Origin of the sequence: Methylocella sp. CPCC 101449 (assembly GCF_031921685.1) — a bacterium.
Taxonomy (GTDB): Bacteria; Pseudomonadota; Alphaproteobacteria; order Rhizobiales; family Beijerinckiaceae; genus Terripilifer.
Genome location: NZ_JAPDHU010000001.1, coordinates 925431 through 948743, shown reverse-complemented (window position 1 = coordinate 948743; position 23313 = coordinate 925431). Strand labels below are relative to the sequence as shown.

Sequence of the window (23313 nt, the reverse complement as noted above, 5' to 3'; positions counted from 1 at the left end):
AACCCATGAATAGCCAATCCAGCACGAAGCGTTTGCTGATGCTGCCGGCGCTCCTGCCGGTGCATCGCGAATGGGCCCGGCGCTTGCGCGATAAATTCCCGCATGAGCTGGATGTCATCGAGGTCGAAACCGATCATGAGGTCCAAAGCCTCATGAGCACGGCCGACGCGGCCTGCGGGACATTGACACCCGAACTGCTGGCGCAGGCTGATCGACTGCGGTGGCTGCATTCGCCGTTGGCGGCGCCGCCAGCTGGATATTTCTCGCCGGAGCTGATCGCACACCCGCTGACGGTGACGAATGTGCGCGGCATTTTCAACGATCACATCAGCGCCCACATCCTCTCCTTCGTGCTCGCTTTCGCTCGCGCGCTTCATCACTATGTCCCGCTACAGCAGCAGCGGGTATGGCAGCAGCTTCCCCGTTACGAGGGAACGGTGCATCTGCCCGAGGCGGTCGCCCTGATCGTCGGTGTCGGCGGCATCGGCGCCGAAACGGCGCGCTTGCTCAGCGCTTTTAGCGTCGAATGCATCGGCGTCGATCCGCAGCGCACCGAGCCGCCGGAGGGCATGAAGCAAATCCATTCGGTGGATGCGCTCGACGAGCTGCTGCCGCGTGCCGATTTCGTCATCGTCACCGTGCCCCATACGCCGCAGACCGAGCGCATGTTCAATCGGGAGCGTTTCGGTCGCATGAAGCGCGGCGCCTTCTTCATCAATATTGGCCGTGGCGCCACCACGAGCCTGGATGACTTGCTGGTGGCACTCCGAGAAGGCCAGCTCGGCGGCGCCGGGCTCGATGTCTTCGAGCAGGAGCCGTTACCGCCGGAACATCCTCTATGGGTGCAGCCGGGCGTCTTCATCACCCCTCACGTGGCGCTCTGGGGGCCTTATTACAACGAGCGGCGCTACCAGATATTGGAAGAAAACTGCCGCCGCTTTCTCGATGGTCGTCCGTTGCTCAATGTGGTGAACAAAGCGCTTTGGTATTGAGGTGCTGACGCGAGCGCAGGGCGCCCGCCCCATGGGCGAAGGGCGACTTTTCGTACAGCGAAACACAAAAAGAGGCTGGCTGCGGGCCATGGGTAAGCCTCTTACGATGATTTCCAATCATATTTCGCGTCGATAGGCTTCAGGTCTTTCCATGAATCAAGCAGAGCAAGTCACCGGCCTGATCGACTGTCATGCCCATTGCTATGATCTGGATCGCTATCACTTCAGCGAGACATCGGGGTTCGCGCTGGAGGCCAATGCCATCGGCAGCTCCCGCCAGTATCAAGGCGTTCTCGATGCTCATGGCGTCAGCCACGCGGTCCTCATCAATCCCCTCGGCGGGTACGGGACGGACAATCGTTATCTGCTCGAAGCGATCGCCGGCAGCCAGGGGCGGTTCAAGGGCATTGTGCTCTTGGCCGAGGATGTGACCGACGCCCAGGTGAAAGCCATGGTCGATGGCGGGATCGTCGGCTTGCGCTTCAACCTCAATTTTCCGTCGAGTCCATCTTTGTACGGACCGGCCGGTGAGCGCGCCCTGGCCATCGCCCGCGAAAACGGCTGGGTCGTGCTGGTCCATTATGAGGGCGATACGATTCTCGAGGCGCTGCCCGTGCTGCGCCGCAGTGGCTGCCCGGTGATCATCGATCACTCCGGCCGGCCGTCGATCGCGGCCGGATTGGATCAGCCGAGCTTCCGCGCGCTTCTTGCGTTCGGACGGGAAGGGCGGGGCATTATCAAACTATCGGGGGCGTTCCGCATGTCCCGCACTGGCTGGCCGTTCGAGGATTGCGATCCCTATATGCAGGCCTTGATCGAGGCGTTCGGTCTCGACCGCTGCATCTGGGGCTCGGATTGGCCCTTCGTCAGACCGAAATATCGCGTCGATTACGGGCCGTTGCTCGCCTATTTCCGCCGGCTTGTGCCGAACGCGGCCGATCAACAGCGCATTCTCTGGAGCAATCCGGCGCGCCTTTTCGGATTCCAATAGCGATCGTCGGGCCATCGGTTTTTCGCCCGGCGAAATTTCGCAACTGATGTCTCGAAGGTAGTCGGCCGCTGATTAAGCTGCGTCGCGACAATGATGACGAGCGGAGGAAACAGGATGTCTCGCCCCTTCCATGTGGCGCTCTGGATCGCTTTGATGATGATCGGTGGGCTGATGCCCGCGCGCGCCAGCGACTGGCCGTCGCGTCCCGTCACCATCGTCGTCCCCTTCGCCGCCGGCGGCAGCACCGACATCGTGGCGCGGCTGTTGGCGGAACAGTTCCGGATGACCTTCAAAGGCTCGTTCGTCGTAGAGAACCGGCCCGGCGCCACCGGCAACATCGGTGTCGCCGCCGCGGCCAAAGCCGAGCCCGATGGTTACACCTTGCTGCTCTCCACATCGGGACCCATCGCCACCAATGTGCTGTTGTTCAAGAAGCTTCCGGTCAATCCACTGACCGATCTGACGCCCATCGCCATTCTGGCTGAAGTGCCGTTGATCATCGTGGTCAATGCCAAACTGCCCATCCGCTCCCTGCAAGAGCTTCTCGACTATGACAAAGCCAATCCGGGGAAATTGAATTTCGGCCATGCGGGAACAGGCGGCATGGGGCATATGGCAAGCGAACTGCTGGCCATGACGGCGGGCCGTAAGTTCACCAATGTGGCTTATCAGGGCTCGACACCCGTCACCAACGATATCGTCGCAGGCGTGGTCGATGTGGCGGTCGATCTGGCGCCCACCTACATGCCGTTTATCGAGCAGGGAACGCTGCGCGCCATAGCGGTAACGACCTCGCGCCGGATGCCGGAACTTCCGCAGATACCGACGGTCCATGAGCAGGGGATCGCCGGTTATGAAGCCTCTTCTTTCATTGCCTTGATGGGGCCGGCCAATCTGCCTGAAGGCATCGTCACGAAGCTGAACGCGGCAGCCGACGCATGGCTTAAGACCGACGGCGCCAAGAAGGCTTTGGAAGCACAGACCTTGCGCGCGCTCAGCGGCACGCCGGCGATGTTGAAGGAGCGGGTTCGCGCCGAGATCGAGAAATGGGCGCCTGTGGTGAAAGCCGCCAATATTTCTTTGGGGAACTGAGCGCGCCGTTGCGCCTGTGATCCTTCGCTCGCTTCTTTCGCACATTGGCTATGGACCGTTCAAAGTGATACGAAAGTAACAATTTATATCGTGGCTTTGCATAAGCTTCAGGCGCATGAGCACGTTCGAACGCGCATGCGTCGTTGTTCCATCAACGAGATGAACAGCCGCTCACCATCGACCACCAAAAATATCGCGACGAGACGGAACCAATGTCGCAACGCGGCATTCTTACGGTGGAAGCTTTCAACACCCCAGGAAAGTCTTCCCGTTCCAACTTTTCCCGTCAGTTTGTGTCACAGGCTGACGGGCTTTCCAGGATCGGCTGGCTGTGCGCAGATCGTTTGCTTTCCATTTTCTCGGTCAATTTCAGAACGCTGCACCAAGTGTTTGGTCAAGCGTTTGGCCAAGAGAAGAAGGGCGCAACAGAACTGACACATTAGCCCGGTAGGAGCACGGATCATGCTCCAGAAGAGGACGTCGATGCCCCTCCTTGTCACTGAGCTGCGTGAGTTGTCTCTCGCATTGTTGGGCGGTGGAACTTACGAAAAACATTATGCCCACTTCGTGCAGAAGGCAGCGGACGAGCTGGAAGCGGGTATCGAGGATCGTTCCCTCGGCGAATATCTCGAACCCTTCGCCGAATGGTTGACGAAAGACTGCGCAACGGAAGGCCATCTCGTCGCCACCGCTTGCGCCTGCCTCAGCGGGCAAGTTCCGGCAACGGCTTGAATTTTCGATTGATACTGGGCCTTTCCGTCTTCGCGCTGCGCAATTGCACTGACATCTGTCTCGCGCCATAAGCTGGGATACCGAAAGTTCCCGGCACAAGCCCGTTGCAGGGCTTGGCCCGAAGGATAGAGCGATGACGCAGTTTCTGTTCGACGGTCCTGAAAATGCGCCGGTGACGCTTCTTCTCGCCCATGGCGCTGGGGCTCCGATGGATTCCGCCGCCCTCAACGCAATAGCGGCTGTGCTGGCAACGGCGGGCTTGCGTGTGGCACGTTTTGAGTTTGGCTATATGGCCGCGCGCCGCACCTCGGGCGAAAGGCGTCCGCCGCCGCGCGCCGAAACCTTGATGCCCGAATATATCGCGGCCATCGATGCGCTGGCCGCACGCGGACCGTTGATCATTGGCGGCAAGTCGATGGGCGGCCGCGTCGCCAGTATGATCGCCGATCCTCTCCATGCCTCGCAGCGCATAGCGGGCCTGCTGTGCCTCGGCTATCCGTTTCATCCGACCGGCAAGCCGCAGCAATTGCGAACCGCCCATCTTGCCGATCTCAATACGCCGGCCCTGATCGTCCAGGGCACGCGCGACCCCTTCGGCACCCGCGAAGAGGTCGCGACCTATCGGCTTTCAAAGTCCATCGAGATCCTGTGGCTCGAAGATGGCGATCACGATCTGAAACCGCGCAAAGCCATCTCTGGCTTTAGCGCAGCCGATCATCTGCGCACCATGGCCGACCGTGTTGCAGCTTGGTCGAAAGAACTGCAACACTAGCCGTCGACTACACCCGTTCGACGATGGACAGACCCGAGACGCGGTCCAGCAGATAGACCAGACCGCGATCATCCATGAACACGTCATTGCTGGAAACGCGCCGTCCCGGTGCGTCGGGAATGTAATGGGCGGTTTCACGCGGTTGCATCGGGTTCGAAATGTCGAGGAAGCGCAATCCTTGCGCGAACCAGGCGACGGGAATCTCCGTGCCGCGAATATGTTCGACCGGCTGGTGGCAGCCGGTCATCGACGGATTGGACTTGCCATGGATGCCTTCCACCTGAAACGTCGCCACGGGCACCGGTCGTGTTTCATCGGTGGCGTCGACCACCCAGATGAAGGCGGCAAGTTCGGGCGCCATCGCCGGATCGAGCGGATTCACGTCCTCGTCGGCGACGATCAGATAGCGGCGCCCATTGATCGCGAAGGGCACGGGCACCAGCGAATGGGTCGGCCAGGGAAAAGGTGGGCTCCAATCGAAGCCGGAGATTTGCTTCGGCCGGCTCATGTCACTGATGTCGAGCAGCACGCCACCACCATGCCAATAGCTCACGTATAATCTGTCGTCGCGGCGGATCGCATGATGGCAGCGATGCTGGCGTCCCGGCCAGGACGGCACTTCGCCGCCGGCCGTCCATTGTCCCGGCATCCACCAGCGCCCCACCTCGCGCGGCCGCGCCGGATCGGCCAGATCGAGGATCATGACGATATTGCCGATATAGCCATCGAGCTCGGGGGAAATGTAGGCGTAGCGTCCATCGAAGGTGAAGCGATGCACGCCCGTGCCGCCGCAGGTCCAGCGGGTGATCTCGCGCGGCGTTTGCGGATTGCTCACGTCATAAATGCCGAGACCGCCCTTGATGCCGTCTCGCGCGGCGATCTCTGGTGAAACGATCTCGTGATTGACCAGCATGAGGCCGTTGGCCACCTGCACCTTGTGGGAATGCACGCCCCACGGCACGGTGAGATGCGCGACCACCTTCGGCCGGCTGGGATCGCTCAGATCGACGATCGAGGTGCCGCTGGGGGCGGCCATGTGGCCGATATAGCCATAGTTGCCGTCGACGACGATCTGGCCGCCGCCGGAACACTCCAGATGCCCGACTTCCCGCACGCCCTTGCAAATGGCCATAGGTTCGTTTCCTCATCTTGTTGGCCGGCCTTCAGGCCGGACTGATTTCTCGATACATTTCTCTGACATGCCCTCGGCCTTTACGATGCGAAAGGCGGGAAGGCTGTCACCTCTTCATGTGACTGTGCTTTCTCGCGTGATCGCTTACTCAGGCCAAGGGGGCGCCAAGAAATCGCACATGGGACATCCCATGGATCGGTAAAAAATGTCCGTCGAACGGGCAGCGTCCGCAGGCGACAAGCTGAGAGAGGGAGCCAGCGCCATGATCATTGCCGTGCCCAAGGTCCGCGCGCTTCTGGCCGCCTGTGCCTTGTTCGTCTCGACCGCACCGCTGCTGGCGGAAACCTTCCCCTCGGGCCCGGTTCGCATCATCGTCGGCTTTGGCGCCGGTTCGACCGCCGACATTCTGGCGCGGCTGGTCGGCCGCCATATGGAAACCGTGCTGGGGCAGCCGGTCATCGTCGAAAATCGCCCGGGCAATAGCAGCATGGTTGCCGCCGAAACGGTGGCCCGCGCGCCCAAGGACGGGCAAACCCTGTTCATGGCCACGGTCGCCAATACGCTGAATCCGGTGCAGGCCGGCTCGCCGTTCAACCTGGGCAAGGACATGGCGCCCGTGGCTCTGCTCGGCATCAGCCCCAATGTTTTGGTCGTGCATCCTTCGGTCCAAGCCCGCACCGTCAAGGATCTGATGGCGATCGCCAAGAACAAGCCCGATACGCTGACCTTCGGCACCTCCGGCGCCGGCACGGCAAGCGATCTGGCGACGCGCCTGTTCAACATCAAGGCCGGCTCGAACGTGGTGTCCGTTCCCTACCAGGGCGGCGCCAACCAGGGCATGTCCGATCTGCTCACCGGTCGCATCAACGTCATGTTCAACGTCGGCGTCGCGCTGGCGCCCCATGTGGCCTCGGGCGCGCTGGTTGCGCTGGCTGTCGGACAGCCGAAACGGGCGACCATTCTGCCTGATGTGCCGACCATGGAAGAACAGGGTATTCCCGGCTTCGATGTCGGCATCTGGATCGGTCTGCTCGCGCCGGCCGGGACGCCGGCCGCGATTGTCGATAAGCTGGCGCAGGGTGCCAATGGCGCCTTGAAGACGGAAGCTGTGGAGACCGCGCTCAAGACGCAGGGCATCGATCCGATCGGAGCGTCGCCTGCCGAGTTCAGCGCGTTCATCGTGGCCGATATCGAGAAGTGGCGGGCGATCCTCGCCGCGAGTCCAAAGCAATAACGGGGAAACACGCATCCATGCTCTGGCACAAGACGATCGGTGAGGGTCCCGAACGGGTGATCGCTCTGCACGGCTGGTTCGGCGATCATCGCGCCTATGCCGGCCTCTTCGACATGCTGGATAGGCAACGTTTCACCTACGCCTTCGTCGACTATCGCGGCTATGGCCATTCCCGCGATCTCGCGGGCCTCTACACGATCGGCGAGGTGGCGCAGGACGCGCTGGCGCTCGCCGAGTCGCTGGGTTGGAACAGGTTCCACGTCATCGGTCATTCGATGGGCGGCAAGGCGGCGCAGAAAGTCGCGATCGACGGTGGCTCGCGCGTCAAATCCCTGATCGCGATCACGCCGGTTCCAGCACCCGCCATGCCGGTCGACGATGCCACCTTCGGCTTCTTCTCGGGCGTCTGCGACAGCGATGAAACCGCATTGGCTTTGATCGGCGGCTCGGTCGGTGATCGCCTGTCCAAGGTCTGGATGAAACATCTTCTCGCCGGCGCCCGCGCGACGGCGAAGCCGGAAGCCTTTCGCGGTTATATGCAATCCTTCATACGCGACGATCTCTCGGCCGGTGCCGACAAGGTCACGATCCCGATCCTGGCTCTAGCCGGCGAACACGACAACGGCGTGCGCGCCGAAGTCGTGCAGGCGGTCTTCCCGCAGATCTTTCCGAAAGCCGCGCTGACGATCGAAGTGCTCGCCAACAGCGGCCACTATCCGATGGACGAAATCCCCGTCTATCTGACGACGCGGATCGAGAGGTTCTTGGGCGAAGCGGCCGGGGCTTAGGAAAGCGCTCGCCCCGGGGCTTCTCATCGATGCGGCGTTGCTGTCATGATGCGGCCACCGTTCTCGTTTTCCGGTCGCCATCGTGGAACTGCGTCACCTCAAATGTCTGGCCGTTCTGGCCGAAGAACTGCATTTCGGCCGAGCGGCTGAACGCCTTGGCATTGCCCAGCCGGCCTTGACGCAGCATATCCAAACCTTGGAGCGCGAACTCGGCGTCAAACTGTTCCACCGTACCAAGCGTTCCGTCGAACTCACGGTCGCCGGCAGTCTGACCCTGGAACAAGCCTTGCGCACCCTGCAGCAGGCGGAACGTACCGCCTTGGTCGCGCGCCAGGCCGGCCGGGGCGAAAAGGGGTTGATTGAAATCGGCTATGTCGGTTCGGCCGCATTTTCCGGCATTCTGAGCCGGATGATCTCCGCCTATCGCAAGACCTATCCCGATGTGGAACTGAACCTGCACGAGCTGGGCATTCGCCAGCAGCTCGACGATTTGCAGAATGGCCATCTCGACGTCGCTTTTTTACGGCTGCCGGTCAGGCATTGGCCCGTGGGCCTGACGTCGCTGACGCTATTGAGCGAACCCATCATCATCGCGCTGCCGACCGGGCACCCTTTGGCCAATCGGCGCGCCATACCCATCGAGGCCCTGGCCGATGAATCGTTCATCGCCATGCGTTATATGGAGGGCGTCGGCTTCCATGCGCAGATCGCCGATATCTGCCGGGCGCATCAATTCGTGCCCCGCATCACCCAGCATGCGCAGCAATTGGCGGCGCTGGCGAGCCTCGTCGGCGCGGGGTTGGGTGTCGCCTTCGTGCCGAAATCGCTCGTCAAACTGCAAATCGCCGGCGTCGTCTATCGCCCGCTGACGAATGTGCGGGAGATTTCCAGCCTCGCGCTCGTCTTCCGCAAGTCCGAGCCGGCACCGGCCGTCGCCTTCTTTATCGAGAAAGTCCGGCGCACGCTGCGCAGCCGCTGAATTGTAATAAGTTTTACTTATTTATTCGCCCTAAGCCATTATTGGCGCGATCGTTTCACCGTTGTTAGCGTTTCCGGCGAATGAGCGAGCATGCCTCGCTGCCTATGGGAAGGAAACGCTATGACTGGCGCCTCGATGCCCTCCGATGTTCTGGAAAGCCCCACATCGGAGCCGTTTGAATGGCCATCCGAAGGGGTGACGCGCGCGCCCTATCGGCTGTTCTCCGATGCGGACATCTACGCTTTGGAGCAGAAGCGGATTTTCCGTGGCCCGGTGTGGAGCTTTCTCTGTCTCGAGGTCGAGATTCCCAAGCCCGGCGATTACCGGACCACGACTGTCGGCGAAACGCCTGTTGTCGTGACGCGGGACCGCGAGGGCCAGATACATGCTCTGGTCAATCGCTGCGCGCACAAGGGCGCCTTGGTCTGTCTGAAGAAGAAGGACAATGTCGCCAGTCTTACCTGCGTCTATCACGCCTGGAACTATGAACTCGACGGCCGTCTGAAAGGCGTGGCTTTCCGCAACGGCATTCGCGGCCACGGCGGCATGCCCGCCGATTTCAAGACCGAGGATCACCGGTTGCAACCGCTGAAGGTGGAAAGCTTCTGCGGCATGGTGTTCGGCACCTTCGCCGATGAGATCGACAGCGTCGAACATTATCTCGGCGCGGACATGTCGACATTTCTCAAGCGCAATCTCGGTCGTCCCTTGCGTATTCTCGGCACGCACAGCCAGATCATTCACAACAACTGGAAGCTCTATGCGGAAAATCTGCGCGATTCCTATCACGCGACCTTGCTGCATACCTTTTACACGACGTTCAAGGTCAACCGTCTCGACATGGACGGCGGCATCATTCTGTCGGACCGCAAATGGCACCACATCAGCTTCGCGCGCCGCGCCAAGATGACCGAGGCGGAGGAATACACGACATCGAACGTCCATTCGGCGAATTACGATTCGGCCCTGGCGGGGCCGGGTCTGTTGGAAGCCTGGGATGAATTCGACGACGGCATCACGCACAGCATTCAGACCGTCTTCCCGAATCTCTGCGTACAATTCACGCTCAATTCTCTGGCCATCCGCTTCTTCGCGCCGCGCGGCGTCGATAAGACCGAACTGTTCTGGATCTATCTCGGTTACGAACGCGACACGCCGGAACAAGCCGACATGCGTGTCATGCAGAGCAATCTCACCGGCGCCGCGGGTCTCGTTTCGCTTGAAGACGGCTGCATCAACGAATTCGTCCAGCGCGGCACCCGCACGAGCCCGCAACACGCCTCGTTCATGGAAATGGGCGGTCGCCAGGTGGCCTCGGAAAAGCAGTCGCGTGCCACCGAAACCGCGGTTCGCGGATTCTGGCATGGCTATCGCGAGATCATGGGCTTTTGATGGGGTGGCATATGAACGAGATCGCGCATTTCAGCCAAGAGCGCCTGGACCCGAGTGTTCGGGACATGGTGGAAGACCTCATCTGCGCATATGCTTTTGCGCTCGACGACGAGGATATCGACCGCTGGCCGTACTTCTTCACGGAGTCGGGCGTCTATGTCCTGACCACCAAGGAAAATCACGACGCCGGACTGCCCATCGGTATCATCCGCTGCATCGGCCGTGGCATGATGTCGGATCGGGTGAAGGCCTTTCACACCGCCAATATCTTTGAGCCGCACAGCTACAGCCACATGGTGAGCCGGCCGCTGATCGGGCGCGGCCCGCGTCAGGATAGCTATGTCGCGCGCAGCAATTTCCAGGTCATCCGCACCATGCAGGACGGCAGAACGGAACTGTTCGCAACGGGCAAATATCTCGACAGCATGGTCATCGAGAAAGACGCGGCCCGGTTTCAGGAGCGCATCGTCGTCCTGGATTCCCGGCAGGTGGATATCCTGGTGGTGATGCCGATCTAGCTGGCGGAGCGGTGACATGCAGGTCGTTGAAGCGACGCCCGTTGAATTGACGTCTTTGGAGGTGACGCCCGTGCAAGCCTGGCAGGCTTTGCTCGCGCAGCCGACGGCGCGGCTGGTGGACGTCCGCACCGAGCCGGAATGGCTCTATGTCGGCGAGCCCGATCTTGCCCGCGCCGGCAAGCCGCTTCTCAAGCTTTCGTGGCGTCTGTTTCCGGCGATGGCGATCAGCGAAAGCTTTCTCGATCAGTTGCGTGCGCAGGTTTCCCGCGATGACAGCCTCTACTTTCTGTGCCGGAGCGGTGGCCGCAGTTTGGAAGCCGCGCGCGCCGCCGCTTCGATCGGATTTCAACAGGCCTATTCGATTGCCGGCGGGTTCGAGGGGCTGGCCGACGATCAAGGGCATCGGGGAACGCGCGAAGGCTGGAAATTTGCCGGCCTACCCTGGAGGCAGCCTTAGAGCGTTCAACGATAAGACGTAACGAGACGAGGGAGGGGACGATGATCGGGACAATTCTCAGATGGTGTACGCTTGCCTGCGCGCTGGTGGCGGGAGGCGCGGCGGCGCAGACTTTTCCGGAGCGGCCGGTCCGCTTCATCGTGCCCAATCCGCCCGGCGGCTCCAACGATGCTACAGCGCGAGCCTTGGCACAGGCGCTCTCGGAAATCTGGCCGCACGGCATCGTCATCGACAATCGAGGGGGAGCCGGCGGCAATATCGGCACCCAAGCCGCTGCTACAGCGACACCGGATGGCTACACCTATCTTCTCACGCCGCCTGGGCCGATGACCATCAATCCGTCCCTGCATAAGAAATTGTCTTTCGATCCGCAGAAGGATTTCGTGCCCATCGCTTTGCTGGCCACGGTGCCGATCGTGCTGATCATCAATCCCAAAGTGCCGGCGTCGAACCTGCGGGAGTTGGTGGCTTTGGCGAGAGAGCAGAATGGCGCGATGAACTTCGCCTCATCCGGCGTCGGATCGACCCATCATCTGGCGGCGGTGCTGTTCAGCAAAATGGCGAACATCCGTCTTCAGCATGTGCCTTATCGCGGCGCCGCGCCGGCCATGAACGATTTGATCGCCGGCCACGTGCCGATCCTGTTCGACAATCTGCCGACCGTCATTCCGCATGTGCAATCGGGAACGGCCCGCGCCATTGCGGTCGCCAGCCCGGAGCGGCTGCCGTCTCTTCCCGGCATCCCCACGTTCGCCGAAGCCGGCATGCCGGATTTCGAAGCCTCATCCTGGTTCGGTCTCTTCGCGCCGTCGGGAACGCCGGCCGATATCGTCGCCAAAGTCACGGCCGACGTGCAAAAGACATTGGCGCGTCCCGACGTCCGCAAGACTTTCGAGGACATGGGCGAACGCGTCGGCACGCTCACCGACGCGGCCTTCGCGAGCTTTGTGAAGAAGGAAGCCGAGAAATGGGCGGAAGTCGTCAGGATATCAGGGGCGAGTGTGGCCGAGTGACGGTGGTGTAAGCGGCGCGCGCCTTACCCCGTTTCACTTACGCCGGATGGCGAGCTATTCTGCAAAACCTGCGAGGGAGGTTTTGCAGCATGGCGAAATTCGTCTTCGGAATGAACCAGTCCTTGGACGGCTATGTCGACCACGATGGATTCGCCCCGGGCCCCGTGCTCTTTCGCCACTTCATCGCGCAGGTGCGCGGTTTGAGCGGCAGCCTGTACGGTCGCCGCATCTACGAGATCATGCGTTATTGGGACGAAGACCATCCGGAATGGAGCGCCGACGAGCGCGACTTCGCGGTGGCCTGGCGGAGCCAGCCGAAGTGGGTCGTGTCGCGCTCGCTGAAAGCGGTCGGTCCCAATGCGACGCTTGTCGGGGATGATGTCGAGACGGCGATACGCGAGCTGAAGGCGAGGCTTGCGGGCGAAGTGGCCGTTTGTGGACCGGACCTGGCGAAAAGCCTGACCGATCTCGGTCTGATCGATGAATATCAAATCTATCTGCACCCCGTTGTGCTCGGCCGTGGCAAGCCCTTCTTTGCCGGCCCAAGGCCGCGGCTTCGCCTTGTAAGCAGCGATTTGATGGACGAGGACACGCTGAGGCTGACCTACGTTCCAGCTTGATCGTGTGCCGGGTTCGCCTGTCGTCGGAGCTGCGGCTCAATCACCATAGCTTGGATCGCATTTTGCGAGCAGATGATCTCTCAAGGTCACCTGCGATTTAACCGCGCCTATGGGTGCAGTTAAGCACCAGGAATAGTGCAAGCCCTTATCGTTGTGCCACAGGTTGCTCGGCGGGCGTTTGCACGCGGGGGTCGCCATCATCTTGTGGTACTGATAAGCCGCGTCATTCGCGTATTTTTGACAGAGGCCGGCGGGCGCCGCCTCCGCGATCGCGGTTGAAACGACGAGTGTCAAAAGCGAGAGCTTTGTCAGTGTGGCGATCTGCATCTTGGCCTCCAAGCGATGAGGACCTGATTGCCTCATAAACGGCGAGGGGACTGTGCCAAGCCGCACAGGACAATGTTCAAGGATGGGCGAAAGTCGACGCTGGGTGCTTTCCAGCGCGCGGCGCGTCGTCGTAGGTTCCAGCGACGATCGCCATCGCAACTATATCGGATAACGAATGATGACGTTCCTGCCAAAGACACCGTGCGCCCGATATGGCGTAGCGGTCCTCGTTTTGAACCTCACTGTCGGCGCGTCGGTTTCAGCGGGTGCCCAATCGCAGGCCACGGCCATCAAGGCTGACCAAAATGGCGTCGTTCAGTTCACGACACCTTCGAACAACATCGAATGCATTTATGTCCCGGCGGGGGGATCGCCGGTCTACAAGCCGCCGGGCAATATGGCCGAGCTGTCCTGCGATCGTGCCACGCCGAACTATGTGCGCGTCCAGATGAGTGCGCGGGGCGCCGTGCAGCAAATCCCGAATCCCGGCGACCAGCCTTGCTGCAGCGTCGGGCCAGTCCTCAACTATGGAGAGACCTGGCGCGTCGCACCCTTCTCCTGCACTTCGGAGAAAACGGGGCTCACATGCCGGCGCGACGACGGTCACGGATTTTCCGTAAGCCGTGCCGGGATAAAGCGATATTGAGATGGTCTGGCGAGCCGAAGAAACGGGGCTGCGTGTCGCCGCGCTTCAGTTGATGATTTCGCCGCGCTTGTCTGAGCGCAGTGCGGTCAGTCGCTCCCTCCACATCTGTAGTGCGTCGGGCGTCAATCTGGTCCAATGCGTGATTTCGCCGGTGACCTTGAGCGGTGCGCTGCTGCGATACGACCGAGTGGGGTTGCCGGGAAATTTCTTGTCGGTCACGTTCGGGTCGTTCTCGAATGTCCCGGTCGGCTCCACGGCATAAACACGCGGGACTGCGCCGCCTTTGGCGAGTTCCGCCGCGATTTCAGCGGCAAGCCCGGCACCGTCCACAATGGCAGTGAAGTAGATGTGGTTCATCACCACTTCAGGACGATAGTTCGACCGATAACCTGCGGTGAGGAAATCACCGACGCGCAAATCCGCGATCGTGCCGTGAAAGAACGGTCCCTCGTCCAGCACTTCGGTCATCGTCATCGTCCTTATCTTGTGTGTCGGCTTTGAGTCAGTGAGCTGGAACAACATCACGTTTCGGTGGAAACGTGATGTTGCCGAGATCCTCTTATTTGGATGTGTCTTGCTGTGAAACGCTATGGTCGTCGAACCCCCAAAGATCCGGGTTTCGTTTGAAATACTCGGTCAGCATTTCGGTGAGCACCCGCACTTTCCGCGTCGAATGCTGACCCGGCGGGCGCACGACATAGACGGCCCCCGGAGGTATCGGATAGCGCGTCATGATCGGGACCAGCGCGCCCGAGGCCACATAGTCGTATGTGATGCAATCGGGGAGCCAGGCGATGCCGAGACCTGCCGCCGCCGCGGCGGCAAGCGCCGTGGCGCTGTCGGCCTTGAACCTGCCCTGCGGTTGAACCGCGACGATCTTGCCGCCATCCATGAACTGCCAGGCCTCCGTTCCTTGCATGAGGGCTTGATGGGCGATGAGTTCATCCGGGGTCTCGGGTGACCCGTGCGCCTCGATGTAGTCCGGGCTTGCGACAAGCTTTCCATGGATCGGCCCGACGCGTTTCGCGATCAGGTTGGAGTCCTGAAGATAGGCGCTGCGGATCGCACAATCGAAACCCTCCGTGATGAGATCGACGAAGCGATCGCTGTAGGAGGTATGGATGTGAAGTTTTGGGTGCAGACGCGCCATTTCCGCAAGCACGGGGGCGAAGTGGGTCGCCCCGAAAGTAAGCGGCATTGCGACCCTCAAACGACCGCGTAGCTCGCCGGTGGGGAGGATCGTTTCCCTGGCGGTATCGATCTCGGCGCTGGCCCGGGCCGCATGGTCCCGGAACGTGATTCCTGCTTCCGTGAGCGCGGCGCCGCGCGTCGTCCGCGCAAGGAGCTGGACGCCAAGCTCGGCTTCGATCCTGAAGAGCCGACGGCTGACGATTGACTTGGAGACGCCGAGCCGGCGCGCGGCCGCCGATACGCCCCCTGCATCGGCCACTGCGACGAATGTCTGCAGGTCTTCGATGTCCATTCCGGCGTTCCTCGATCCGCGACACAGCTTGTCAGTCTTTGACACTATTGCAGTATCCAAAGGAACGGCAAATTGCGTTCCGGCAACGTCGCCTGCTGACGCGTGCCTCTCTCTTGAACCCATCGCCGTCCATGGCGGCAGAGAAAGGAAGTCTTGATGACTCCTCGCAACGGTCTCGATTCGCTTCTTAGTCCTGAAAACTCGGTCCTCGTTCTGATCGATCACCAACCTTATCAGCTCGCAAACCTGAACAGCCACGATCCCCACATGGTGGTCAACAACACGACCGCGCTGGCGAAGCTGGCAAAAGCCTTCAATGTTCCGACCATTCTTACCAGCGTGATCGCGGCGCGCGGTGGATTTCTCTTTAAGCAGATCACCGACGTATTTCCGGGCCAGGACGTCATCGATCGCACCTGGGTGAACACCTGGCAGGACGAGAATGTGGTCAACGTCGTCAAGGCGACCGGCCGCAAACAGTTGATCATCGCCGGCCTGTGGACCGAGGTCTGCGTCGCAATGCCTGTCATCCAGGCCGCCGGCGAAGGCTGGGACGTGACCGTGATTACCGACGCGTCGGGCGGCATTTCGAAAGAATCTCACGAAGTTGCCATCCAGCGCATGATCGCGGCCGGGGCCAACGTGATGACCGTGATGGCGCTCGCTGGCGAATGGCAACGCGATTGGGCGCGCACCGAACATGTCGAGGAACTGACCGAGATTCTCATCCAGCACTTCGGCGGCAGCGGCATCGCGTATCTTTGGGAGCAGCAGCTTCTCAACACGCCAGTAGCCGGCTGATCCCAGCCGCATCGCGAGCATTTCGGCGAGGGTTGGAAGCAATTCGTCTGCCGACCCTCGCTCAACCGCCGCGATGTCCTGATCTCGGTCTTGACGTCTACCGTACGTTTCGCCTTTCCATTGGGTACTGCGCATGCCGCGGGGCTTGCCACCCGCGAGACTCCAGAAGGAGAATGCACATGGGTTTTGTCACGACCGACGACGGCGTACAGATTTTCTACAAGGACTGGGGTCCCAAGGACGCCCAGCCGATCGTCTTTCATCATGGCTGGCCGCTCAGCTCCGACGACTGGGACGCGCAGATGCTTTTCTTCCTGTCGAAAGGTTATCGCGTCGTCGCCCATGACCGGCGCGGCCACGGGCGCTCGGAGCAGGTCGCCGACGGCCACGACATCGATCATTACGCCGCCGACGCATTTGCCGTCGTCAAGGCGCTGGACCTGAAGAACGCAGTCCATATTGGCCATTCCACCGGTGGCGGCGAAGTCGCGCGCTATGTCGCGCGACATGGCGAACCTGCGGGCCGGGTGGCCAAGGCCGTTCTCGTCGCCGCCATTCCGCCGCTGATGCTGAAGACCAGCGACAACCCCGAAGGCACGCCGATGGAGGTCTTCGACGGCTTTCGGACGGCGCTGGCCGGCAACCGTGCCCAGTTCTTCCGCGACGTTCCGTCGGGCCCGTTCTATGGCTTCAACCGAGCGGGCGCGACGATCCATGAAGGCGTGATCCAGAACTGGTGGCGGCAGGGCATGATGGGGAGCGCCAAGGCGCACTACGACGGCATCAAGGCCTTCTCGGAAACCGACCAGACGGATGACCTCAAGGCGATCACCGTGCCGACGCTGGTGCTGCACGGCGAGGACGACCAAGTCGTTCCGATCGCCGCCTCGGCTTTGAAGGCGGTCGATCTGCTGTCGAGGCGCACGCTGAAAACCTATCCCGGTTTCTCGCACGGGATGCTGACTGTGAATGCCGATGTGCTAAACGCCGACCTTCTGGATTTTGTCACGAACTAGAGCAAATTGCGTTTCGACAGAAACGCAATTTTGCCTAGGATCTTTGTTTGGACGCGTCTTTGTGACGTTTGACGATTCCGTCAAACTGCAAAACGCTATAAAGCGGTTGCGGGCGGCTTTCCAGCCAGCGCGTGAAATGCAGAAAGCAGATCAGTCCTCGAAAGTTCATGTCACCTTGCTCAGTTCACGGACGGGGAGGCGGCTGATGCTGTGTCCCGTGGCGGCTTCGGCTGCGCGGCGCAGCATGGCCGGGTCTGACACGCCCTGATGGTCGCGCCGCGGCGTATATGCTGCCTCCAGCCGTGCTGCCTCGTCGCCGGTGAGGCTGATCGATAGGGAGGCCACGGCGTCGTCGATATGCTCTGCTTTCAGCGCACCCACGATCGGAGCCGCCACCACTGGATTGCGACGCAACCAGGCAAGCGCGATCATGGACCGGCCGACGCCCCGTTCTTCCGCAATGGCCCCCACCGCATCGATAATCAGCTTGTCGCTGCCGGCAGTAGCTGCACCCAGTTTGTAGACCGCTTCAGTTTCCGCTCTTGCCGTGATCGCTCCCCACGGTCGGGCCAGCCGACCACGGTTGAGAGGGCTATAGACAATGGTCTGCACCCCTTCATCGATGCAAAGCGCATGCATCTCGCGTTCTTCCTCGCGGTCGAGGAGATTGTAGGTATCCTGCATCGACACGAAGCGGGCCCAGCCGTTGGATTTCTGCAGGTGTAGCGCTTTGCCGAATTCCCAAGCCATCATCGACGATGCACCGAGGTACCGGACCTTGCCGGCCTTGACGACATCGTTCAGGGCTTCGAGCGTTTCTTCCCAAGGGGTGGTCCGGTCACGACGATGGATTTGGTAGAGGTCGATATAGTCCGTGCCTAGGCGCTTGAGGCTCATATCGACTTCGGTCATGATTGCCTTGCGCGATAGCCCTATGCTGTTAGGTCCGTCGCGCATTGGTGCGCTGATTTTGGTGGCGATCACAACGTTTTCGCGGTGTGCAAAGTCCTTCAGTGACCGCCCGAGGATCTCCTCGCTGGAGCCATTTGAATACAGATTGGCGGTGTCAAAGAAATTGATGCCCGCTTCAAGTGCGTGGCGAATGAGGCGTCGACTTGCTTCCTCATCACGTGACCAAGAAGGGTAACCTCGCGCCGGGTCCCCGAACCCCATACAACCAATACAGAGAGGCGAAATATCGAGGCCCGTCCGGCCGAGCTTGGCATATTGCATATCCATCTCCACCTACGCTAAATTCGGACAACTGTCCGTTTAGCGTTACGTAGCGGACAATTGTCCGTTTAGTCAAGAGGCGATATGGCTGTGGAAGAGGATGGATTGCGAGCGGACGCCCGCGCCAACCGTGATCGCATACTTGAGGTGGCACGGGCTGCGCTAACCGCCGATCCCGAAACGCCGCTCAGCGCGATCAGCAAGGCAGCCGGCGTTGGGCAAGGCACGCTCTATCGCCACTTCCCGACGCGGGAAGCTCTGGCCTTGGCCATTTATCGCAAGGAGATCAGCGCCGTTGCGGCTCTCGCATCCACACTTTTGAAAGCGCATCCTCCGCTTGAGGCGTTTCGTCTATGGTGTGCCCAGTTGGCAGAATCCAGTGCGATGAAACGCGGCGTGGCAAAACTTCTGCAAGGGGCCACTTCCGAGGATGACGAGCGCGAGGCCTATCAGCAAATGGTGTTGGCGGTGCGTTCACTCATCGCTGCATGTCAGGCCGCGGGGGCGATTGATCGCGGCGCAAATGCCGACGATGTTTTGATGCTTCTCGGCGTACTGTGGCAAATTCCATCCCACCCCGGGAGGGATGCTCAGGCGGCGAGGATAATCGCGCTCATCTTCAGGGGGTTGGGAGCCAAAGACGAGCGAGGCGGCCTTGCAGGATCATGAAGCTCGTTTTTGTGTTGGGCTCTTATCGGGAGTGACCGGTTCGTCGGGGTCCGCATGTCGCGAGCGTAAAGTTGTGGTGCGGGTCCATAGTGCCTGCTTTCACGCCTTCGTTTAGGTGACTAACGGCAGAAGCCAGCGTCGCTTGGTGGCAATGCGGTGATCGGCGGCGATATCGCGCCACGGAGGGCAAATAGGCGGTCTCCCTAAGCTGCTTCGCAGCTTCGGAAGATCACCCTACGCCTTCGGCTTTGGATGGCATGCCACCCGAAGCCGAAGGCGTAGGGTGGCGGAGGGAGCGGGATTCGAACCCGCGATACGGTTTCCCGTATACACACTTTCCAGGCGTGCGCCTTCAACCACTCGGCCACCCCTCCGGAACTGTGGCGCCTGCATATGGCCAGTCGGGCGGCGGGACAACCCCAAATGACAAAAAATCCTGGGCTTTGCCCAGCCGGCCGGGAAAAGTCGCCCGGGCGGCCACGGCCAGTGGCTTTTTTGCCTCAAAATCAGGGCTCTGGCGGGGAAAGACGCCCTCGGGCTTTCCGCCGCAGTCCCTGTCATGGACAAGGCCGGCTGGCGTGGTTAATCACGGTAGCAACGAAAACTGTTGGTCCGGCCATGTTTCGCTTCTTCCTGCGCACGATCGGCGTCCTGTTGCTGGCTGGCGGCTGCGCCATGCTCATCATCGACGGCACCCAGTCGATCGCCGCCTCGCAGCTCAAGATGACGCCGCTGGGAGAAACCTGTTTCAAGCTGTTTCCGACCATCTTTCCGCTGCTGCAGCCGGCGGTGGAGCGCAATATCCATCCCCTGGTCTGGGACCCGTTCCTTCTGGGCTTTTTTCTGATGCCGACCTGGCTGGCGCTCAGCCTATTCGGCCTATTGTTCTTCTGGGTGGCGCGCCGTCGCGCTGAGGCCATTGGGTTTTCGAGCCGGCCGTAACTATATAAGCTGCGAACCAACAGTTTGACGCGTCTTCGTGGCGTTTGGCGAAGCCAAACTGCGAAACGCCATGCAGAAACCCTATGCAAAGGAGGTCGCCGATGCTCTTTTCCCGCAAACCTCTCACCATCCCCACCAAGGACCAGGCGCTGCCCGGCCGGCCGACGCCGATCCCGACGGCTACCACCCATTTCGTCAACGGCCATCCGCTGAAAGGGCCGTGGCCGGAGGGCATCAAGACGGCGATTTTCGGCATGGGCTGTTTCTGGGGCGCCGAACGCAAGTTCTGGCAGTTGGGCGATGGCGTCTACGCCACGGCGGTCGGCTATCTCGGCGGCTCGACGCCCAATCCGACCTATGAAGAGGTTTGCTCCGGCATGACCGGCCATAACGAAGTGGTTCTGGTCGCCTATGATCCGGCGAAGATTTCCTATGACGCGCTGCTCAAGGCATTCTGGGAAAATCACGACCCGACCCAGGGCATGCGCCAGGGCAATGATATCGGGACGCAATATCGCTCCGGCATCTATCTCACCGATCCCGCGCAGCGCGCGGCGGCTGAGGCGAGCAAGAATGCCTATGCCAAGGCGCTGGCCGGCGGCGGCTATGGTGCGATCACCACCGAGATATTAGACGCCGGGCCGTTCTATTACGCCGAGGACTACCACCAGCAATATCTGGCGAAGAATCCCGGCGGCTATTGCGGCCTTGGTGGTACGGGCGTCGCCTGCCAGATCGGCACGGGCGTCGCGGCTTAACAGAAAATCGCGTTTCGGGAGAAACGCGATTTTTGCCTTCACTGCTTTCAGCCAGATTGGGGCGAGCCTTAAGCGGCGGCCTCGTTCTCCTTGATCGCCGGCAGGATCGCCGCTTCCAGCGCCGGCCGGCGCTCGTAGAGATGGAGCACCTGGCCCTGCAAGCGCACCAAGGTCGCTACGGAGTCGAGCATCGGCGTGGCGATGTTCAAGCGCCGCGCCAGCTCCAGTACCGATGACACCAGGGGATCGATTTCCATCGGCCGGCCAAGTTCGACATCGTGCCGGGTCGAGGGTTTATGGCCGACGATATCGGTGCCGCCCTTGATGCGCTGTTCGATGCTCACCGAGAAACGCGCGCCGATCGCTTCGCCCACCGTCTTGCATTCGGCCATCATGGCGTGGATCAGCCGATAGCTGGCCTGATCGGCGCCGATCACGTCGAGGCTCGCGCCGGTCAAAGCCGAAACCGGATTGAACGAGCAATTGCCCCACAGCTTGATCCAGATCTCGTCGCGCAACCGCGACTTGCGCGGCGCGCGCAGACCACCGGCGATCAGCAGTTCCGATAGGACGCGCAGGCGCTCGCTGTCGGAACCATCCGGCTCGCCGAGGGTGAAGCGATCGCCGCTCGTATGATGGATGACGCCGGGCTCAGGCACATCGCAGGCCGGATAGACGACGCAGCCGATGGCCCGTTCCGGCCCGAAGAACTTCCATTGCGCGCCGCCGGGGTCAACGCTCTCAAGCCATGTGCCATCGAGCGCCGTGCCGGTCTTGATGCCATGGAAATACCACCAGGGCAGGCCGTTGACGGCGGGCACGATCGCCGTCTTGGCGTTAAGCAAAGGCGCGAAACGCTCGACCACCGGCGGCACCGAATGCGCCTTCATGCCGACGATCACATAATCCTGTTCGCCGAGATCACGCGGGTCGTCGGAAGCCTTGATGCGATAGGTTTTCTCTTCGCCATCCTTATGCAGCTTCAGGCCCGAAGCCTTGATGGCGTTGAGATGCGGGCCGCGCGCGACGAGCGAAATATCCGCGCCCGCTTCCGCCAGCGCCGCCGCCATATAGCCACCGATGGCGCCGGCGCCGAATACGCAGATTTTTACCATGTCATGCGTCTCCCAATCACGCCTCGCCCAAGCCCAGCAGTTTCGCCAGGCCGATGCGCTGCACCTTGCCGGTGGCGCCCTTTGGCACTTCGTCGAGGATGATGATTTTCTTCGGCACCTTGTAGGGCGCCAAGGTCTGTCCGGCAAAGGCCTGCAGTTCCGATTGGGTCAGGCTGGCGCCTTCAACCAAAACGATGGCGGCGGCGACTTCCTCGCCCAGCGCTTTATGTGGCATGCCGAAGGTGACGCATTGGCCGACGGCCGGATGTTCGAGCAGCACGTCGTCGACTTCGAGCGGCGACACCTTTTCGCCGCCGCGATTGATGATCTCCTTGATGCGCCCGGTGATCTTCAGATAGCCGGACGCATCGAGATAGCCCTGGTCGCCGGTGCGGAACCAGCCGCTGGTGAAACTCGACGCATTGGCCGACGGATTGTTCTCATAGCCGAGTGTCACATTGGCGCCGCGAATGCACACCTCGCCTTCCGTGCCCGAGGGCTGGGTGGTGCCCTGCGCGTCGAGAATGCAGATCTCGGGGCCAGCCGCCATGCCGACGAAGCCCGGCTTCTGTTCGCCCGGCGGCAGCGGATTGGAGGCCATCTGATGCGCCGCTTCCGTCATGCCATAGGCTTCGATGACCGGGCAGCGGAACGTCTCCTGCAATTCCTTGAACACCGGCGGCGGCAGCGAGGCAGAGGACGAACGCACGAAGCGCAGCTTCATCGCATTCACCGCTTCGCTGTTGCGCTCGGCCCGTTGCAGGATCGCCTGATGCATGGTCGGCACGGCCGAATACCAAGTCGGCTTTTCTTCCGTCGCCCAGCCGAAGAAGCGCAGGGCATTGAAGCCCGGCGTGCAGCACACCGATGCGCCTGATGTCATCGACGCCAGCACGACCGCCATCAATCCGTGGATGTGAAAGAGCGGCATGACGTTGAGGCAATGATCCTGCGCTGAAAGCCGCAGGGTCTTGGCGATATTGTTGGCGGATGCAAACAGATTGGCCTGCGACAACGGCACGACCTTGGGTCGCGACGTGGTGCCCGATGTGTGCAGTACGAGCGCTTCATGGTTGGCCGTCGGCGGCGTGCTGTCGGCCTCTTCGGCCCAGAGCGTGAAGGCGCCGGCCGGCACGTCAGCAGCGATCTGTAGTTCAGCCACGGGAATGTTGAGACCGGCGGCAGCCGCCCGAACCGGATTGTCGGACCCCGGTTCCACCAGAACCAGTTTCGGCGTCAGATCGGAAAGATAGAACTCATATTCGGCCTGCTTATAAGCCGGGTTGAGCGGCGCGGCCGATAGCGCGGAGGCCACCGCCAGGAAGGACGAGGCCATTTCCGGGCCGTTGGGCAGCACGATGGCGACGCGGTCGCCAGGGCCGATGCCTTTTGCCGCCAATTGCCGATGAATTTGCCTGATGAAGGCGCGCAAGGCGCCATAGGTCATCGGCGGACGTCCGGGCGCCGTCAGTGCGGTTGCGGTATCCGGCGCCGCTTGCAGCAGAGTCAAAACAGTCGTGTTCAACTCAAAAACCCTCCCTGGCGTGTGCGGCATGGTCAGCCTCATCCCTCGCGTGCCATGCCCACGCTTGCAGGATGCAGCAGATGGGC

The 23313-nt window shown here is 61.2% G+C and carries 27 protein-coding genes and 1 tRNA gene; 20 read left to right on the top strand and 8 right to left on the bottom strand.

All coding sequences use genetic code 11. The annotated features are described in order from the left end of the window. Positions 1-5: 5 nt before the first annotated feature. From OIM99_RS04235 to OIM99_RS04210, 6 genes are all read left to right on the top strand, one after another. Positions 6-992, top strand: coding sequence for a D-2-hydroxyacid dehydrogenase (locus OIM99_RS04235; protein ID WP_311849082.1), 987 nt, complete (start codon positions 6-8; stop codon positions 990-992). Between the two features lie 151 nt (positions 993-1143). Then, on the top strand, positions 1144-1983 hold the full coding sequence (locus OIM99_RS04230) for an amidohydrolase family protein (RefSeq protein WP_311849081.1): 840 nt from the start codon (positions 1144-1146) through the stop codon (positions 1981-1983). Positions 1984-2097: 114 nt separating this feature from the next. After that, positions 2098-3075 (top strand): tripartite tricarboxylate transporter substrate binding protein, encoded by a 978-nt coding sequence (locus OIM99_RS04225; protein ID WP_311849080.1) that lies wholly within the window; start codon positions 2098-2100, stop codon positions 3073-3075. A gap of 143 nt (positions 3076-3218) precedes the next feature. Next, positions 3219-3518 (top strand): hypothetical protein, encoded by a 300-nt coding sequence (locus OIM99_RS04220; RefSeq protein WP_311849079.1) that lies wholly within the window; start codon positions 3219-3221, stop codon positions 3516-3518. Positions 3519-3537: 19 nt separating this feature from the next. After that, positions 3538-3807, top strand: a complete 270-nt coding sequence (locus OIM99_RS04215) for a hypothetical protein (protein ID WP_311849078.1) — start codon at positions 3538-3540, stop codon at positions 3805-3807. A gap of 133 nt (positions 3808-3940) precedes the next feature. Further along, the gene (locus OIM99_RS04210; protein ID WP_311849077.1) at positions 3941-4579 is read left to right on the top strand and encodes an alpha/beta family hydrolase; all 639 of its coding nucleotides are present in this window, start codon (positions 3941-3943) and stop codon (positions 4577-4579) included. A 7-nt stretch (positions 4580-4586) separates the two neighbouring features. Here the strand turns inward: OIM99_RS04210 and OIM99_RS04205 are convergent, their stop codons facing one another. Continuing rightward, positions 4587-5711 carry a hypothetical protein gene (locus OIM99_RS04205; protein ID WP_311849076.1) on the bottom strand — a complete coding sequence of 375 codons (1125 nt, stop codon included), beginning with the start codon at positions 5709-5711 and terminating at the stop codon, positions 4587-4589. A gap of 262 nt (positions 5712-5973) precedes the next feature. Here OIM99_RS04205 and OIM99_RS04200 point away from each other — a divergent pair, with 262 nt between their 5' ends. The 8 genes from OIM99_RS04200 (at position 5974) to OIM99_RS04165 (ending at position 12712) form a co-directional block, all read left to right on the top strand. Beyond that, on the top strand, positions 5974-6945 hold the full coding sequence (locus OIM99_RS04200; protein ID WP_311849075.1) for a tripartite tricarboxylate transporter substrate-binding protein: 972 nt from the start codon (positions 5974-5976) through the stop codon (positions 6943-6945). 17 nt (positions 6946-6962) lie between these two features. Then, on the top strand, positions 6963-7733 hold the full coding sequence (locus OIM99_RS04195; RefSeq protein ID WP_311849074.1) for an alpha/beta hydrolase: 771 nt from the start codon (positions 6963-6965) through the stop codon (positions 7731-7733). An 82-nt stretch (positions 7734-7815) separates the two neighbouring features. After that, positions 7816-8712, top strand: a complete 897-nt coding sequence (locus tag OIM99_RS04190) for a LysR substrate-binding domain-containing protein (protein ID WP_311849073.1) — start codon at positions 7816-7818, stop codon at positions 8710-8712. Positions 8713-8832: 120 nt separating this feature from the next. Next, positions 8833-10104, top strand: a complete 1272-nt coding sequence (locus OIM99_RS04185; RefSeq protein WP_311849072.1) for a Rieske 2Fe-2S domain-containing protein — start codon at positions 8833-8835, stop codon at positions 10102-10104. A gap of 11 nt (positions 10105-10115) precedes the next feature. After that, entirely contained in the window at positions 10116-10622 is a 507-nt protein-coding gene (locus OIM99_RS04180; protein ID WP_311849071.1) for an aromatic-ring-hydroxylating dioxygenase subunit beta, read from the top strand. A 16-nt stretch (positions 10623-10638) separates the two neighbouring features. Continuing rightward, the gene (locus OIM99_RS04175) at positions 10639-11079 is read left to right on the top strand and encodes a rhodanese-like domain-containing protein (RefSeq protein ID WP_311849070.1); all 441 of its coding nucleotides are present in this window, start codon (positions 10639-10641) and stop codon (positions 11077-11079) included. Between the two features lie 41 nt (positions 11080-11120). Further along, positions 11121-12092: a tripartite tricarboxylate transporter substrate binding protein gene (locus OIM99_RS04170; protein WP_311849069.1), complete on the top strand. Its 972-nt coding sequence runs from the start codon at positions 11121-11123 to the stop codon at positions 12090-12092. Between the two features lie 89 nt (positions 12093-12181). After that, the gene (locus OIM99_RS04165; RefSeq protein WP_311849068.1) at positions 12182-12712 is read left to right on the top strand and encodes a dihydrofolate reductase family protein; all 531 of its coding nucleotides are present in this window, start codon (positions 12182-12184) and stop codon (positions 12710-12712) included. Positions 12713-12748: 36 nt separating this feature from the next. On the opposite strand, the gene OIM99_RS04160 is transcribed toward OIM99_RS04165, so the two are convergent. Next, positions 12749-13039: a hypothetical protein gene (locus OIM99_RS04160; protein ID WP_311849067.1), complete on the bottom strand. Its 291-nt coding sequence runs from the start codon at positions 13037-13039 to the stop codon at positions 12749-12751. A 175-nt stretch (positions 13040-13214) separates the two neighbouring features. Between OIM99_RS04160 and OIM99_RS04155 the strand changes: the two genes are divergently transcribed. Next, positions 13215-13685 (top strand): DUF6636 domain-containing protein, encoded by a 471-nt coding sequence (locus OIM99_RS04155; protein WP_311849066.1) that lies wholly within the window; start codon positions 13215-13217, stop codon positions 13683-13685. Between the two features lie 45 nt (positions 13686-13730). Here the strand turns inward: OIM99_RS04155 and arr are convergent, their stop codons facing one another. Together arr and OIM99_RS04145 are read right to left on the bottom strand one after the other, a co-directional pair. Continuing rightward, positions 13731-14153 (bottom strand): NAD(+)--rifampin ADP-ribosyltransferase, encoded by a 423-nt coding sequence (gene arr / locus OIM99_RS04150; protein WP_311849065.1) that lies wholly within the window; start codon positions 14151-14153, stop codon positions 13731-13733. Positions 14154-14244: 91 nt separating this feature from the next. Beyond that, on the bottom strand, positions 14245-15168 hold the full coding sequence (locus OIM99_RS04145; RefSeq protein ID WP_311849064.1) for a LysR family transcriptional regulator: 924 nt from the start codon (positions 15166-15168) through the stop codon (positions 14245-14247). Positions 15169-15324: 156 nt separating this feature from the next. Between OIM99_RS04145 and OIM99_RS04140 the strand changes: the two genes are divergently transcribed. After that, complete coding sequence (locus OIM99_RS04140) at positions 15325-15969, top strand: hydrolase (protein ID WP_311849063.1); 645 nt, start codon at positions 15325-15327, stop codon at positions 15967-15969. 179 nt (positions 15970-16148) lie between these two features. After that, positions 16149-16985 carry an alpha/beta hydrolase gene (locus OIM99_RS04135; protein ID WP_311849062.1) on the top strand — a complete coding sequence of 279 codons (837 nt, stop codon included), beginning with the start codon at positions 16149-16151 and terminating at the stop codon, positions 16983-16985. A gap of 165 nt (positions 16986-17150) precedes the next feature. On the opposite strand, the gene OIM99_RS04130 is transcribed toward OIM99_RS04135, so the two are convergent. After that, on the bottom strand, positions 17151-18218 hold the full coding sequence (locus tag OIM99_RS04130) for an aldo/keto reductase (protein WP_311849061.1): 1068 nt from the start codon (positions 18216-18218) through the stop codon (positions 17151-17153). Between the two features lie 84 nt (positions 18219-18302). On the opposite strand from OIM99_RS04130, the gene OIM99_RS04125 reads away from it, so the two are divergent. Then, the gene (locus OIM99_RS04125) at positions 18303-18887 is read left to right on the top strand and encodes a TetR/AcrR family transcriptional regulator (protein WP_311849060.1); all 585 of its coding nucleotides are present in this window, start codon (positions 18303-18305) and stop codon (positions 18885-18887) included. A 284-nt stretch (positions 18888-19171) separates the two neighbouring features. On the opposite strand, the gene OIM99_RS04120 is transcribed toward OIM99_RS04125, so the two are convergent. Further along, a tRNA-Ser gene (locus OIM99_RS04120) sits at positions 19172-19261 on the bottom strand. A 244-nt stretch (positions 19262-19505) separates the two neighbouring features. Here OIM99_RS04120 and OIM99_RS04115 point away from each other — a divergent pair. Then, complete coding sequence (locus OIM99_RS04115) at positions 19506-19829, top strand: hypothetical protein (protein ID WP_311849059.1); 324 nt, start codon at positions 19506-19508, stop codon at positions 19827-19829. Positions 19830-19930: 101 nt separating this feature from the next. Then, the gene (gene msrA / locus OIM99_RS04110; RefSeq protein ID WP_311849058.1) at positions 19931-20587 is read left to right on the top strand and encodes a peptide-methionine (S)-S-oxide reductase MsrA; all 657 of its coding nucleotides are present in this window, start codon (positions 19931-19933) and stop codon (positions 20585-20587) included. 68 nt (positions 20588-20655) lie between these two features. Here msrA and OIM99_RS04105 read toward each other — a convergent pair whose 3' ends face one another. Both OIM99_RS04105 and OIM99_RS04100 read right to left on the bottom strand, forming a co-directional pair. Further along, entirely contained in the window at positions 20656-21702 is a 1047-nt protein-coding gene (locus OIM99_RS04105; protein ID WP_311849057.1) for a 2-dehydropantoate 2-reductase, read from the bottom strand. Positions 21703-21718: 16 nt separating this feature from the next. Continuing rightward, positions 21719-23257: an acyl--CoA ligase gene (locus OIM99_RS04100; protein WP_409371466.1), complete on the bottom strand. Its 1539-nt coding sequence runs from the start codon at positions 23255-23257 to the stop codon at positions 21719-21721. Positions 23258-23313 lie beyond the last annotated feature (56 nt).

Excerpts from the sequence above, each read along its gene's own strand:
- OIM99_RS04235 (WP_311849082.1), top strand. The coding sequence starts at position 6 with ATGAATAGCCAATCCAGCACGAAGCGTTTGCTGATGCTGCCGGCGCTC.
- OIM99_RS04230 (WP_311849081.1), top strand. The coding sequence starts at position 1,144 with ATGAATCAAGCAGAGCAAGTCACCGGCCTGATCGACTGTCATGCCCAT.
- OIM99_RS04225 (WP_311849080.1), top strand. The coding sequence starts at position 2,098 with ATGTCTCGCCCCTTCCATGTGGCGCTCTGGATCGCTTTGATGATGATC.
- OIM99_RS04215 (WP_311849078.1), top strand. The coding sequence starts at position 3,538 with ATGCTCCAGAAGAGGACGTCGATGCCCCTCCTTGTCACTGAGCTGCGT.
- OIM99_RS04210 (WP_311849077.1), top strand. The coding sequence starts at position 3,941 with ATGACGCAGTTTCTGTTCGACGGTCCTGAAAATGCGCCGGTGACGCTT.
- OIM99_RS04205 (WP_311849076.1), bottom strand. The coding sequence starts at position 5,711 with ATGGCCATTTGCAAGGGCGTGCGGGAAGTCGGGCATCTGGAGTGTTCC.
- OIM99_RS04200 (WP_311849075.1), top strand. The coding sequence starts at position 5,974 with ATGATCATTGCCGTGCCCAAGGTCCGCGCGCTTCTGGCCGCCTGTGCC.
- OIM99_RS04195 (WP_311849074.1), top strand. The coding sequence starts at position 6,963 with ATGCTCTGGCACAAGACGATCGGTGAGGGTCCCGAACGGGTGATCGCT.
- OIM99_RS04185 (WP_311849072.1), top strand. The coding sequence starts at position 8,833 with ATGACTGGCGCCTCGATGCCCTCCGATGTTCTGGAAAGCCCCACATCG.
- OIM99_RS04180 (WP_311849071.1), top strand. The coding sequence starts at position 10,116 with ATGAACGAGATCGCGCATTTCAGCCAAGAGCGCCTGGACCCGAGTGTT.
- OIM99_RS04175 (WP_311849070.1), top strand. The coding sequence starts at position 10,639 with ATGCAGGTCGTTGAAGCGACGCCCGTTGAATTGACGTCTTTGGAGGTG.
- OIM99_RS04170 (WP_311849069.1), top strand. The coding sequence starts at position 11,121 with ATGATCGGGACAATTCTCAGATGGTGTACGCTTGCCTGCGCGCTGGTG.
- OIM99_RS04165 (WP_311849068.1), top strand. The coding sequence starts at position 12,182 with ATGGCGAAATTCGTCTTCGGAATGAACCAGTCCTTGGACGGCTATGTC.
- OIM99_RS04160 (WP_311849067.1), bottom strand. The coding sequence starts at position 13,039 with ATGCAGATCGCCACACTGACAAAGCTCTCGCTTTTGACACTCGTCGTT.
- OIM99_RS04155 (WP_311849066.1), top strand. The coding sequence starts at position 13,215 with ATGATGACGTTCCTGCCAAAGACACCGTGCGCCCGATATGGCGTAGCG.
- arr (WP_311849065.1), bottom strand. The coding sequence starts at position 14,153 with ATGACCGAAGTGCTGGACGAGGGACCGTTCTTTCACGGCACGATCGCG.
- OIM99_RS04145 (WP_311849064.1), bottom strand. The coding sequence starts at position 15,168 with ATGGACATCGAAGACCTGCAGACATTCGTCGCAGTGGCCGATGCAGGG.
- OIM99_RS04140 (WP_311849063.1), top strand. The coding sequence starts at position 15,325 with ATGACTCCTCGCAACGGTCTCGATTCGCTTCTTAGTCCTGAAAACTCG.
- OIM99_RS04135 (WP_311849062.1), top strand. The coding sequence starts at position 16,149 with ATGGGTTTTGTCACGACCGACGACGGCGTACAGATTTTCTACAAGGAC.
- OIM99_RS04130 (WP_311849061.1), bottom strand. The coding sequence starts at position 18,218 with ATGCAATATGCCAAGCTCGGCCGGACGGGCCTCGATATTTCGCCTCTC.
- OIM99_RS04125 (WP_311849060.1), top strand. The coding sequence starts at position 18,303 with ATGGCTGTGGAAGAGGATGGATTGCGAGCGGACGCCCGCGCCAACCGT.
- OIM99_RS04115 (WP_311849059.1), top strand. The coding sequence starts at position 19,506 with ATGTTTCGCTTCTTCCTGCGCACGATCGGCGTCCTGTTGCTGGCTGGC.
- msrA (WP_311849058.1), top strand. The coding sequence starts at position 19,931 with ATGCTCTTTTCCCGCAAACCTCTCACCATCCCCACCAAGGACCAGGCG.
- OIM99_RS04105 (WP_311849057.1), bottom strand. The coding sequence starts at position 21,702 with ATGGTAAAAATCTGCGTATTCGGCGCCGGCGCCATCGGTGGCTATATG.
- OIM99_RS04100 (WP_409371466.1), bottom strand. The coding sequence starts at position 23,257 with ATGCCGCACACGCCAGGGAGGGTTTTTGAGTTGAACACGACTGTTTTG.